The organism is Flavobacterium proteolyticum (assembly GCF_015223105.1).
GTDB classification, from domain to species: Bacteria; Bacteroidota; Bacteroidia; order Flavobacteriales; family Flavobacteriaceae; genus Flavobacterium; species Flavobacterium proteolyticum.
Map to the genome: position 1 here is coordinate 128768 of NZ_JADFTZ010000003.1, position 13046 is coordinate 141813.

Consider the following 13046-nt stretch of genomic DNA (forward strand, 5'->3'; position numbering starts at 1 on the left):
TTCAATACCAAGTATTGATTCCACTTCAACTTGGCAAAAATATAAAATTAAATTAAAAAGTTAAGATTCTAATACCACTTTTGGAAAACAAATGAAGTATTTTGTTACTGGTTTTGACAAAGCTTTTAAGTGCAATTGATCTGAAGCTTCTACAACATCTTCAATAGTTTTATCCTTTTTTAAGATGCGAATCGGCTCACTTGATTTGCTATACGCCTGATTTTTCAACTTACCTTTGAATACAAAATAATCCGCTTCTTTGTCCGAAATTTTAGCAATAGAAATGTATTTGTTTTTTATTGCTAATAGATTCTCTTTGCTTGGTTTATCATCACTCATTTGAATCTTTAATAAATCACGATTTAGTATCATTCGGCAAAGTGATTGTAAGACAAAATCATCATGAAATTGCCAAGCTTTTATCGCACCTAAAACATCATAATCATCCAAATAAGAAAACTTATCTAACACGCTTTTATCGAAATCAGACAATGAAATTTTGTTTTGCAAAAAGAATTGCAAAGGTTCGCTACAAGGCAAAAGAATTCCTTTTTGAGTCAATTCTTTTGCTCGTTTTAGAATTTTAGTTAAGATTAATTCCGCAACAACGCTTGTTTTGTGCAAATACGCTTGCCAATACATCAATCTTCGGGCAACCAAAAACTTTTCAACTGAATAAATTCCTTTTTCTTCAATAACCAAATAATCATCTTGCACGTTCATCATTTGAATTAAACGCTCGCTGTTTATGTTTCCTTCGGCTACACCGCTGTAAAAACTATCGCGTTTTAGATAATCCATTCGATCCATATCCAACTGACTTGAAATCAATTGCAACATGAATTTTCTATGATATTCCCCTTTAAAAACTTGAATCGCAAGTGATAATTTGCCATCAAATTCTTTATTCAATTGCTCCATGAACAACAACGATAATTCTTCATGATGCACTTCTTCCACAATACTATGTTCCATGGCGTGACTGTAGGGTCCGTGACCAATATCATGCAACAAAATCGCAATATACAGCGCATTTTCTTCTTCTTCCGAAATAGAAACTCCTTTAAATTGCAAGGTTTGAACCGCTTTTTGCATGATGTGCATACAACCCAACGCATGATGAAAACGCGTGTGATGCGCTCCTGGATACACCAAATACGACATTCCCATTTGGGAAATTCTTCGTAAACGTTGAAAGTAAGGATGCTGAATTAAATCGTAAATTAAACTATTGGGAATGGTAATAAAACCATAAATAGGATCGTTAAATATTTTGAGTTTGTTGGTTTGGCTCACAATTTGATAATTTTAGTAACAAATGTAGCGATTTTTTATAAAATGAAATCGTTAAAAAGAATTCAAAATTTATACAATATTTAATACAAACCTCGTTTAATAAATAGTAACTTGCACACAAATTAAGAAATATGAGTCAGATAAAAATACTTTGGGTTGACGATGAAATTGATTTATTGAAACCCCATATCCTTTTTTTAGAAAAGAAAAATTATCATGTAACCACTTGCAATAACGGACAAGACGCTATCGATTTGTTTGAAGAAAATAATTTCGATATTGTTTTCTTGGATGAAAATATGCCAGGATTAAGTGGCTTGGAAACTTTATCTGAATTAAAAGAAAAAAAATCTTCGGTTCCGGTGATTATGATTACCAAAAGTGAAGAAGAATATATCATGGAAGAAGCTATTGGTTCTAAAATTGCCGATTATTTAATAAAACCGGTTAATCCAAATCAGATTTTATTGAGTTTGAAGAAAAATTTAGACCATTCGCGATTGATTTCTGAAAAAACAACTTTGGATTACCAAAAAGAATTCAGAAAAATTGCGATGGATATGGCAATGGTTCGCACCTATGAAGATTGGGTCGAATTGTACAAAAAACTGTTGTTTTGGGAACTTGAGTTGGAAAACATCGAAGACCAAAGCATGGTAGAAATTTTAGAAAGTCAGAAAATCGAAGCGAATGTGCAATTTGGAAAATTCATCGAACGTAACTACGAAGATTGGTTCCAACCAAAAGCAGACAAACCGATTCTTTCACATGAAATTTTTGGTGAATTAGTAGCTCCTGAAATCCGGAAAAAAGACAAACCAATTTTATTCATTGTCATTGATAACTTGCGTTACGACCAGTGGAAAGCATTTGAAAGTGTCGTAAACAATCACTACAAATTAGAAAAAGAAGTGAGCTACTTCTCTATTCTACCAACTGCAACTCAATATGCTCGTAATGCGATTTTTTCTGGATTAACACCTTTAGATATGGAAAAGAAATTTCCACAATATTGGAAAAATGATCCTGATGAAGGTGGAAAAAACCTATATGAAGGCGAATTTTTAACCGAGCAATTAAAACGATTAGGATTAAACATCAAGCAAGAATATTATAAGATTACGAATTTTGCTTCGGGAAAAAAATTAGCTGATAATTTCAAATCGTTAAAAAACAATGATTTGACTACTATTGTTTATAATTTCGTAGATATGTTATCGCACGCTAAAACCGAAATGGATGTGGTGAAAGAATTAGCTTCAAATGATAAAGCTTATCGTTCTTTAACGGCAAGTTGGTTCAAGAATTCTCCACTTTTGGATATGATTCAACAAGCACAACAACTTGGTTTTAAATTAATTATAACTACCGACCACGGAACGATTAATTGTAAAAATCCGTCGAAAGTTATTGGTGATAAAAATACGAGTTTAAATCTTCGATATAAAACCGGAAGAAGTTTAACTTATGAAGACAAAGATGTTTACGCTGTGAAAGATCCGAAGAAAATTGGATTACCAGCGTTAAACATGAGTAGCTCTTTTATTTTTGCGAAAAACGATTTATTTTTGGCTTACGTAAATAACTACAATCATTATGTGAGTTATTACCGAAATACCTATCAACACGGAGGAATTTCGTTAGAAGAAATGGTGATTCCATTCTTAGTTTTAGAGCCGAGATAATTAAGTAAAATTTGAGTTTATATATGACCGTAATTTACAGTTTAGAAGAAATAAATGCCATTGCAAAACAAATTCTTGCTACACCTTCATTAAAGAAAATCATCACGTTTCATGCGCAAATGGGTGCTGGAAAAACGACTTTAATTAAAGAATTGGTAAAAGAATTAGGCGTGAAGGATAATTCAAGTAGCCCAACATTCTCTTTAGTCAACGAATACAGAACTTTTGAAGGCGAAACGGTATATCACTTTGATTTATATCGCTTAAATTCAGAAGAAGAAGGTTATGATATGGGATTAGACGAATATTTCTACTCTGATAATTGGTGCTTTATCGAATGGCCAGAAAAAACGCCAAACTTAATTCCAATTGACCATGCGAGTATTTCGATAAAAATTTTACCAAATGGTAAACGTGAACTAACGCTCAAAAATTAAATACATAAGAGAATAGAAAATCAACTTCTATTCTCTTTTTTTGTGAATCTATTTCCCAAGTCTAAAATAATTCCTAATTTAGAACCTCAAAATCAAAAGTAATGTCGATATACACTCCTTTTTCTGCTTCGCAATTGCTTCCACAAGAAGAAAAACTTGAAGTAGCGCGTCATAAAAGCGAATTATTTATAGGAATCCCAAAAGAAACTTCTTATCAAGAAAGAAGAATTTGCTTAACACCTGATGCGGTTTCTTCATTGGTTTCGCACGGACATCGCGTAATGTTAGAATCAGGAGCTGGAGAAACTTCAAGTTATACCGATAAAGAATACAGCGATGCTGGTGCGGAAATTACTCAAGATACTAAAAAAGTATTGGGTTGCCCCATGATTTTGAAAGTAGAGCCACCTTCACTTGCTGAAATAGAAATGATGAATCCACAAACGATTGTCATTTCTGCAATTCAATTAAAGACCCAAAAGAAAGAATATTTTGAAGCCTTGGCTAATAAAAGAATTACTGCCCTAGCCTTCGAATTTATCAAAGACGAAGATGGTTCATATCCTGCTGTAAAATCATTATCAGAAATTGCGGGGACGGCTTCTATATTAATTGCATCTGAATTAATGATTGGTGAAAATATTGGAAAAGGGTTACTTTTTGGAAATATTACCGGTGTTCCTCCTACTAAAGTTGTTATTATTGGTGCTGGAACTGTGGCAGAATACGCTGCCAGAACTGCTTTGGGATTAGGCGCGCATGTAAAAGTATTTGATAATTCGATTACCAAATTACGTCGTTTACAAAATACCTTAAGTCAAAGAATTTTCACTTCAACTATTCAAGAAAAATCGCTTTTAAAAGCGTTAAGACGATGTGATGTTGCCATCGGTGCCATGAAAGGAAAAAACAGAGCTCCAGTTGTAGTTACCGAAACCATGGTGGAACATATGAAAAAAGGCGCTGTAATTGTGGATGTGAGTATTGACACAGGTGGTTGTTTTGAAACTTCCGAGGTTACTACACATGAAAAACCTACATTTATTAAAAATGGAGTCATTCATTATTGTGTTCCTAATATACCTTCGCGTTATTCAAAAACAGCTTCTATGTCGATTAGTAATATTATTTCTCCTTTCTTATTACATATTGCGGATGATGGTGGAATTGAAAGCGCTATCCGTTGCAATAGAGGTTTGAAAAATGGAATTTACAGCTATCACGGCTTGCTTACCAATAAAGCGATTGCAGATTGGTTTAATTTAGAATATCGTGATATCAATTTGATTGTTTTTTAAAGTTAAAATCTAAGTACTATGTGTGTAATTTAAACTAAATTTGCACAAAATTATAATTTATGAAGTTTCAGTTTCGTTTAGCATACTATTTATTTGGCATATTTTTAGGAGGAGTTTTTGTTATGTGGTTTTTAAAAGCTAAAGCCGATGACAAAGGAGTTGAGTTTTGTTACTTGCCTAATTGCCGTGTTTTAAAAGATTTAAGAAGCAAATCATTAGAAATTGATTCTTTAGCAAAACAATCATTAGATGCAAAATGGGTTACTTTGGAAGATATCCGTCAAAGTTTACGCTATGGAGATGTAGATTTTTCAAAAAGTAATGAAGCTTATAGAAAAGGTAAGATTTACGTTATTGAAGGTAGAACTTCTAAAAATGAAGAGATTACGATAACAATGGTCAATTATACCAATAAAGTCTTATTAGAAAAGATAGAAAAAAAGTAATTTTTTTTTTACCAAAACACTTGCAAAAACAAATATTCCTTGTATATTTGCACTCGCAATACGGTAATAGTAAAGCACTTTATTGGGGCGATTAGCTCAGCTGGTTCAGAGCACCTCGTTTACACCGAGGGGGTCGGGGGTTCGAACCCCTCATCGCCCACCAAAATTTAATCCTACAGAAATGTAGGATTTTTTGTTTTTATCAAATAGTGTAACAAACATAAATTTTAGTCGTCTTTTGATATAAACAGTCAGTTATGCGTTATAAATTTATCTTATTCATATTATTCTCCTTTTATATTTCGTTTTCACAGAATTTGAATAAAACTTTATTCAAAAAAGATAGTTTACTCATCGTTAAAAAGAAACCTAAAAAAGGATTTCAAAACGATTATATTTTGTTTATTCCAAAAGGAACACTACTTAATAAAAAAACTTTCCTTCTTGTTGAACCTAATAACACTGGGAAAACCTCTGATAGCATTAGTATTCATGAAAAATATGCTATCGATTTAGCTTCTGTAAGTTCCGTTGGAAATAATGTGGCAACTGAGTTAAAAATTCCTATACTTGTTCCCATCTTCCCTAGACCATCATCACAAGAGCTAATTTATACTCACGCTTTAGATAGAGATGTGATTTTAGATAACTCTAAAGAATTAAAAAGATTAGATTTACAATTGTTAGCAATGATAGAAGATGCTAAAAAAATTTTGAATTCAATAAATATAGTAGTTGATGACAAGTTTTTTATGAATGGGTTTTCTGCTTCAGCTACATTTACAAATCGATTTGCTTTTATTCATCCTGAAAAGATAAGAGCTTTAGCTATAGGAGGATTTAATGGTGAATTAATGCTTCCGAATAAGGAAATTAACAACATAAAACTTAACTATCCTTTAGGTATAAATGATTTTTCAAAACTATTTCATAAAAGGTTTGATGAAAATCAATTCAAATCAATACCGCAATTCATCTATATGGGAAAATTAGATAATAATGATGCCGTCCAATTTGATGATGCTTATGGCGAAATAGAAAGAAACATCATAAATGTAAATTTAGGAAGCGAAGTACAAAATCGTTATTTAAACTGCCAGGAAATTTATAAGAAAAATAACGTAAATGCCACATTTAAAAACTATGAAAACGTAGGTCATTGGACAACATCAGAAATGAATTTAGAAGTAATAAAATTCTTCTTTAATCAGATGCAAATTAAACAGAATCCATAAAAAATCCCGCTAGTGCGGGATTTTATCATTTATAACTTTCTACGTTCTTTTTCTTTCTTAATCAGTGTTAACTCTCTACTAGTTTGTCCAGCAACTGAAGTATTTTCTTCTGCTCTTCTTATTAAGTAAGGCATCACATCTCTTACTGGACCAAATGGTAAATATTTTGCAACATTATAACCTTCAGCTGCCAAATTAAAGCTGATATTATCACTCATCCCTAATAATTGTCCAAAGAAAATACGTTTGTCATTCTTAGCAATTCCTTTTTCTTGCATTAATTGCATCAATTTATAAGAGCTATTTTCATTGTGTGTACCTGCAAAAATTGCCATTTTATCAATATTTTCAACCATATATAAAACAGCGGCATCATAATTAATATCAGTAGCTTCTTTAGATTCGCAAATTGGAGATTTTTGTCCACGCTCTGCCGCTCTTTCATTTTCTTTTTCCATGTAAGCACCGCGTACTAATTTCATTCCGATGTAGAAACCTTCCTCTTTTGCTTGTTCGTGAAGATTTTTTAAATAATCTAATCGATCCCAACGATACATTTGTAATGTATTGAATACAATTGCTTTTTGTTTGTTGTATTTACGCATCATGTCGGTTACAATAGCGTCAGCAGCATCTTGCATCCAACTTTCTTCTGCATCAATCAATAATAAAACATCTTTTTCAAATGCTGTTTTACAAGCAATATCAAAACGTTCGATTACTCTGTTCCATTCTTTTTGCTCGTTTTCTGTCAAATGAGCTTTATCTCCTACTTTTTCGTATAATGCTAAACGTCCAAATCCTGTAGGTTTAAATACTGCAAACGGAATTGCTTCTCTTTCTCTAGCAAATTCAATTGTTTTTAATGTCATGTTTAAAGCAGCATCAAATTGTGCTTCTTCTTCCTTACCTTCAACTGAATAATCTAAAACCGAAGAAACCCCTTTTGTATACATTTTATCTACTACACGAAGACAATCATTCTCATTAACACCTCCACAAAAGTGATCAAAAACGGTAGAACGAATTAATCCTTCAACTGGCAAATGGGCTTTTAAAGCAAAATTAGTAACGGCTGTTCCAATTTTAACTAAGGGTTGACTATCAATTAATTTGAATAAAAAATAAGCTCTTTCTAACTCGGTGTCGCTTTTCAAAGCAAAAGCAACTTCTGTATTATTAAATAATGTATTCATTGTGTTTTGAAATAAAGTGATACAAATATACGCCACAGTTATCGAATAATAAATAAAAAATGACGTATTTTGCAGTCAAATTTTACACATTTTCATGCAAACGATACAAGCAACTAATTATTCCGTATTTTTTAATGAAACAGGCTATGAAAAACTAGCTTCGTATCTTATTCCCTCAAGCTATTCCAGAATTTTTATTTTGGTTGACGAAAATACCTCGCAGTATTGTTTACCTCATTTATTAAATAATTTGGCAACCGAAATTGAAATCGAAATCATTGAATTAGAAGCGGGTGAAAATCATAAAAATATAGCAACTTGTACCGAAGTTTGGGCTGCTTTGTCTGAATTAGGTGCCGATAGAAAAAGTATCATCATCAATTTAGGTGGTGGCGTAATTTCTGATTTGGGCGGATTTGTAGCTTGCACTTTCAAAAGAGGAATTGATTTTATCAATATTCCAACTACACTACTTTCAATGGTAGATGCTTCTATTGGAGGGAAAAATGGTGTAGATTTAGGAAATTTAAAAAATCAAATCGGAATTATTCGCGAACCAAAAGCGGTTATTGTGGATACTGAGTTTTTAAGTACACTATCTCCAAGAGAAATGCGCTCCGGATTAGCCGAAATGTTAAAACATGGATTAATTTTCGACAAAAATTATTGGGATAAATTTAAAAACTTAAAAGATTTAAATACAGAAGATTTAAACGAATTAATTCATCAATCAATTCAAATAAAAAACACCATTGTTTGTGAAGATTTGTCTGAGAACGGAATTAGAAAAGCATTAAATTTTGGACATACTTTAGGTCATGGAATCGAAAGTTACTTCTTGGAAAACGAAGATAAAACAAGCTTACTTCACGGAGAAGCAATTGCTGCAGGAATGATTTTAGAAAGCTATATTTCTAAAGAAAAAGGATGGTTAACTAATGAAGAATATCACGAAATCAAGTATATTATCAACGATATTTTTGAACGTATTGAATTCAATGAAAATGACATCAATCAAATCATTGAATTATTGATTTACGATAAGAAAAATGAATTCGGAAAAGTACAATTTGCTCTTCTTGAAGGAATCGGAAAAATCAAAATCAATCAAGAAGCAGACAATGTTTTGATTTTCAATGCATTTAAAGATTATGCTGTCTAATTATTTTTTTACATTTTCTTTAAATAATAGCCATTTTATTTTTTTAACTTTGCACCCATGAAAGAAAACAACTATACGAACAATTTCAACAGAACTCTTAGCAATAGGAATGCTGACTTATCTATTATTGATCGTTTGTTCTTTTCTATTTTTTGTTTTCATATAATTGATTTATTCGCGTTATCGAAGACTTTTAGTGAGAAACTATTAATTCGATTTGCAAATATTAGGGTTTGAAAATTAAGATTAAAAACAGGTAAACATTTGAACTTTTTTAATTTTTAATCTTATTTTTCAAAATGAACACAAAATATTACGACTTAATTAATCAGACTTTTTACTTTCCACAAGAAGAATTTACCTTAAACAAAGACAATCTTCAATTTCACGGCATCGATTTAATGAAATTAGTAGAAGAATATGGTACACCACTTAAGTTTACCTATTTACCAAAAATTTCCCAAAACATCAACCGTGCTAAAATGTGGTTTAGAAATTCAATGGAAAAGCACGGCTATGAAGCTAAGTATTTCTATTGCTATTGTACAAAAAGTTCACATTTTGAGTTCATTTTAAATGAAGCTTTAAAAAACAACATCCATATTGAAACCTCTTCTGCTTTTGACATTAATATTGTTGAAAGTTTGATGGAACAAGGAAAAATCAATAAAAATACATTCGTTGTTTGTAACGGATTTAAACGTGATCAATATGTTACTAACATTGCACGTCTAATCAACAACGGACACAAAAATACCATTCCTGTAATTGATAATTTCGAAGAATTAGATTTACTTCAAGAAGAAATAGAAGGAAAATTCAAAATCGGAATTCGTATTGCAGCCGAAGAAGAGCCAAAATTTGAGTTTTATACATCGCGTTTAGGAATTGGTTATAAAGACATTCTTCCATTTTACAGAAAACAAATTCAAGATAATAAGAAAGTTGAGTTAAAAATGCTTCACTTTTTTATTAATGCAGGTATTCGTGATACAGCCTATTATTGGAACGAATTACTAAAATGTATGAAAGTGTACATTGCATTAAAAAAAGAGTGTCCAACTTTAGACAGTTTGAATATTGGTGGTGGATTCCCAATCAAAAATTCATTAGCTTTTGATTACGATTACCAATATATGGTAGACGAAATCTTAAACCAAATCAAAATTGCCTGTGACGAAGCTGAAGTAGCTGTTCCTCACATTTTTACAGAATTTGGTTCGTTTACTGTTGGTGAATCAGGTGGTGCTTTGTACCAAGTGTTATATCAAAAGAAACAAAATGATAGAGAGAATTGGAACATGATTGACTCTTCTTTTATCACTACTCTACCAGACACTTGGGCAATTAACAAACGTTTCGTTATGATGGCGGTGAATCGCTGGAATGATACTTACGAACGGGTTTTACTTGGAGGACTTACTTGTGATGGTGATGATTATTACAATTCAGAGCAACACATGAATGCGGTTTATTTACCAAAATACAACAAAGAAAAACCATTATACATCGGATTCTTTAATACAGGAGCTTATCAAGAAACTATTGGAGGTTTTGGCGGATTAAGTCACTGCATTTTACCACAACCAAAACACATTTTAATTGATAAAGACAAAAACGGAATTATTGCTACCGAAGTATTTTCAGAGCAACAGAAAGCCGAAGACGTTTTAGAAATTTTAGGATACAACAAGAAAAAAGAACAATAAAATAAAAAGTAATGAGCAAAGGACCAATTAGTCAGTTTATCGAGAAACATTATCTTCACTTTAACTCTGCCGCTTTAGTAGATGCAGCAAAAGGATATGAAGAGCATTTATTAGACAACGGAAAAATGATGATTACATTAGCGGGTGCTATGAGTACAGCTGAATTAGGAAAATCATTAGCCGAAATGATTCGTCAAGATAAAGTACATATTATTTCTTGTACTGGAGCTAATTTAGAAGAGGATATCATGAACTTGGTAGCTCATAATTCATACAAAAGAGTTCCAAATTACAGAGATTTATCACCACAAGAAGAATGGGATTTATTGGAAAATCACTATAACCGTGTAACTGATACTTGTATTCCTGAAGAAGAAGCTTTCAGAAGATTACAACAACATTTATTTGATATTTGGAACAACGCCGATTCAAAAGGAGAACGTTATTTTCCACATGAGTTCATGTACCAAATGATCAATTCAGGAGTTTTAGAGCAATATTACGAAATCGATCCAAAAGATTCTTGGATGGTAGCTGCTGCTGAAAAGAACTTACCAATTGTAGTTCCAGGATGGGAAGATAGTACAATGGGTAATATTTTCGCATCTTACTGTATCAAAGGTGAGTTCAAAGCTACAACTATGAAAAGTGGTGTAGAATACATGATGTGGTTAGCGGATTGGTATACAAAAAATTGCGAAGGAAAAGGAATTGGTTTCTTCCAAATTGGTGGTGGTATCGCAGGAGACTTTCCTATTTGTGTTGTTCCAATGTTATATCAAGATATGGAAATGCATGATGTGCCATTTTGGAGCTATTTCTGTCAGATTTCTGACTCAACAACTAGTTATGGTTCGTACTCTGGAGCTGTTCCAAACGAAAAAATTACTTGGGGTAAATTAGATATTACAACGCCTAAATTTATCGTAGAGTCTGACGCTACGATAGTTGCGCCGTTGATGTTTGCTTACGTTTTAGGCTGGTAAAATTTTTAAAAAAAATATTAAATTTTACTTGAAAATATAAGCTAAGGATATTACATTTGACGAAATTACAAGATTAAAACCTACCCAATGAAAAGAGTTATTGTTGATTACGCAAAATTAACAAATGAAATCTTAACCTTACTAGTTGAGAAATTTCCTGACGGATATGATGATTCGGATGTTATTCGTTTTAAAAATGCTAAGAATGAAACTGTTGAAGCTGTAGAAGTTCGTACAGAAGATACTATTTACTTAGTAAAAGTAAGTACTAAACTTGCTGATAGAATCGAAAACTATGATGAAGATGATATTATCGAAGATGATGTTGTAGTAGTACCAGATGAAAAAATCGGAGCTTTAAAAGACTTAGATATCGATGAAGACGATGATGATGAAGACGATTCAAATGATTCAGACGATATTGAAGACTCAGAAGACGGAGACGATGATGATGATGCTGACGAAGACGATGAAGATTAATACATAAAAAAAGGGATTCCAAATTGAATCCCTTTTTTTATTATAAATATCTTTCTAAAATTACGTTTTTATGATGCAATTCATGACCCAACATAATATATCCAATTGCTCTTACCGAAACACTATTATTTGAAGCTATTCCTAAACGAAGTAATTCTTCACTTGTAAAAGTTTCAAATAAACTTATAGAAGCATTTCTTACTGTTTCGTATTCTGTTAATAGATTTTCATATTCTCTATTATTAGCATTTGCAGCAACAACATAATCATTTTCTTCAAAACCTGGTAAAGCAGTCTTGTCATTTCTAGCGATACGTAAAGCACGATACGCAAATATTCTTTCCGCATCAATTAAATGAAGAATAATATCTTTAATTGTCCACTTCCCTTCTGCATAACGAAATTCATGCTTAAAAACAGGAATCGATTTAAAGAAATGCAACATTTCTTCCTTTTGCTTAGTAAGTCCTTTTATAATATCTTGCTCTGGAACTAATTTGATATAATTCTCATAATAAGGAGCAAATTCGTTAGATTGTAAATTTTTCATAACTTAAAGATATAAAAAAAGCCTCACTAAGAGGCTTTAGTATTTTACAATTCTTTAAAAATCGTATGCATCAATCGTTTTTTGTCGTTGATGCTTTCTTCTAAAGAAATCATGGTTTCAGTTCTGTACACACCTTCAATATCGTCAATCATGAAGATAACTTCTTTAGCGTGTTTGGTATCTTTAGCTCTAATTTTACAGAAAATATTAAATTTTCCAGTAGTTACGTGAGCAACAGTTACGAATGGAATTTGATTGATACGCTCTAAAACGAATTTAGTTTGAGACGTGTTGTGCAAGAAAACTCCAACATAAGCAATGAAAGAATATCCCAATTTTTCATAATCTAATGTTAAAGAAGAACCTTGAATGATTCCTGCATCTTCCATTTTTTTCACTCTAACATGTACCGTTCCTGCAGAAATTAATAATTTTTTTGCAATATCTGTAAAAGGAACTCTCGTGTTATCAATCAACATGTCCAAAATTTGATGATCTACTTCATCTAAACGAAACTTACTCATAAGTGCTTATAATATTTGTTAATTTTTTGATTTTTATTCAAA

The 13046-nt window shown here is 31.7% G+C and carries 13 protein-coding genes and 1 tRNA gene; 10 read left to right on the forward strand and 4 right to left on the reverse strand.

Annotated features, from left to right (window positions below):
• Positions 1-60: 60 nt before the first annotated feature.
• On the reverse strand, positions 61-1296 hold the full coding sequence (locus IM755_RS08195; RefSeq protein WP_194095630.1) for an HD domain-containing protein: 1236 nt from the start codon (positions 1294-1296) through the stop codon (positions 61-63).
• 131 nt (positions 1297-1427) lie between these two features.
• Between IM755_RS08195 and porX the strand changes: the two genes are divergently transcribed.
• The 6 genes from porX (at position 1428) to IM755_RS08225 (ending at position 6397) form a co-directional block, all read left to right on the forward strand.
• Complete coding sequence (porX, locus tag IM755_RS08200; RefSeq protein WP_194095632.1) at positions 1428-2981, forward strand: T9SS response regulator signal transducer PorX; 1554 nt, start codon at positions 1428-1430, stop codon at positions 2979-2981.
• Positions 2982-3004: 23 nt separating this feature from the next.
• A complete protein-coding gene (gene tsaE, locus IM755_RS08205) occupies positions 3005-3418 on the forward strand; it encodes a tRNA (adenosine(37)-N6)-threonylcarbamoyltransferase complex ATPase subunit type 1 TsaE (RefSeq protein WP_026725814.1) in 414 nt (137 codons plus the stop codon).
• Between the two features lie 101 nt (positions 3419-3519).
• Positions 3520-4716 carry an alanine dehydrogenase gene (locus IM755_RS08210; RefSeq protein WP_194095634.1) on the forward strand — a complete coding sequence of 399 codons (1197 nt, stop codon included), beginning with the start codon at positions 3520-3522 and terminating at the stop codon, positions 4714-4716.
• Between the two features lie 59 nt (positions 4717-4775).
• Positions 4776-5162, forward strand: a complete 387-nt coding sequence (locus IM755_RS08215) for a DUF4258 domain-containing protein (protein ID WP_194095637.1) — start codon at positions 4776-4778, stop codon at positions 5160-5162.
• Between the two features lie 85 nt (positions 5163-5247).
• A tRNA-Val gene (locus IM755_RS08220) sits at positions 5248-5325 on the forward strand.
• Positions 5326-5419: 94 nt separating this feature from the next.
• Complete coding sequence (locus tag IM755_RS08225) at positions 5420-6397, forward strand: hypothetical protein (protein ID WP_194095639.1); 978 nt, start codon at positions 5420-5422, stop codon at positions 6395-6397.
• A 29-nt stretch (positions 6398-6426) separates the two neighbouring features.
• Here IM755_RS08225 and IM755_RS08230 read toward each other — a convergent pair whose 3' ends face one another.
• Positions 6427-7593, reverse strand: a complete 1167-nt coding sequence (locus tag IM755_RS08230) for a proline dehydrogenase family protein (RefSeq protein ID WP_194095641.1) — start codon at positions 7591-7593, stop codon at positions 6427-6429.
• A gap of 94 nt (positions 7594-7687) precedes the next feature.
• Between IM755_RS08230 and aroB the strand changes: the two genes are divergently transcribed.
• The 4 genes from aroB to IM755_RS08250 all read left to right on the forward strand — a co-directional run bounded on the left by aroB (position 7688) and on the right by IM755_RS08250 (position 11930).
• Complete coding sequence (gene aroB / locus IM755_RS08235) at positions 7688-8755, forward strand: 3-dehydroquinate synthase (protein ID WP_194095643.1); 1068 nt, start codon at positions 7688-7690, stop codon at positions 8753-8755.
• 299 nt (positions 8756-9054) lie between these two features.
• Entirely contained in the window at positions 9055-10464 is a 1410-nt protein-coding gene (locus IM755_RS08240; protein WP_194095645.1) for an arginine decarboxylase, read from the forward strand.
• Positions 10465-10475: 11 nt separating this feature from the next.
• Positions 10476-11450 (forward strand): deoxyhypusine synthase family protein, encoded by a 975-nt coding sequence (locus IM755_RS08245; RefSeq protein WP_026726207.1) that lies wholly within the window; start codon positions 10476-10478, stop codon positions 11448-11450.
• 87 nt (positions 11451-11537) lie between these two features.
• The gene (locus IM755_RS08250) at positions 11538-11930 is read left to right on the forward strand and encodes a DNA primase (protein ID WP_194095647.1); all 393 of its coding nucleotides are present in this window, start codon (positions 11538-11540) and stop codon (positions 11928-11930) included.
• 40 nt (positions 11931-11970) lie between these two features.
• On the opposite strand, the gene IM755_RS08255 is transcribed toward IM755_RS08250, so the two are convergent.
• Together IM755_RS08255 and IM755_RS08260 are read right to left on the reverse strand one after the other, a co-directional pair.
• Positions 11971-12480 carry a DinB family protein gene (locus IM755_RS08255; RefSeq protein ID WP_194095649.1) on the reverse strand — a complete coding sequence of 170 codons (510 nt, stop codon included), beginning with the start codon at positions 12478-12480 and terminating at the stop codon, positions 11971-11973.
• Between the two features lie 44 nt (positions 12481-12524).
• Complete coding sequence (locus IM755_RS08260) at positions 12525-13004, reverse strand: Lrp/AsnC family transcriptional regulator (protein WP_026726210.1); 480 nt, start codon at positions 13002-13004, stop codon at positions 12525-12527.
• Positions 13005-13046 lie beyond the last annotated feature (42 nt).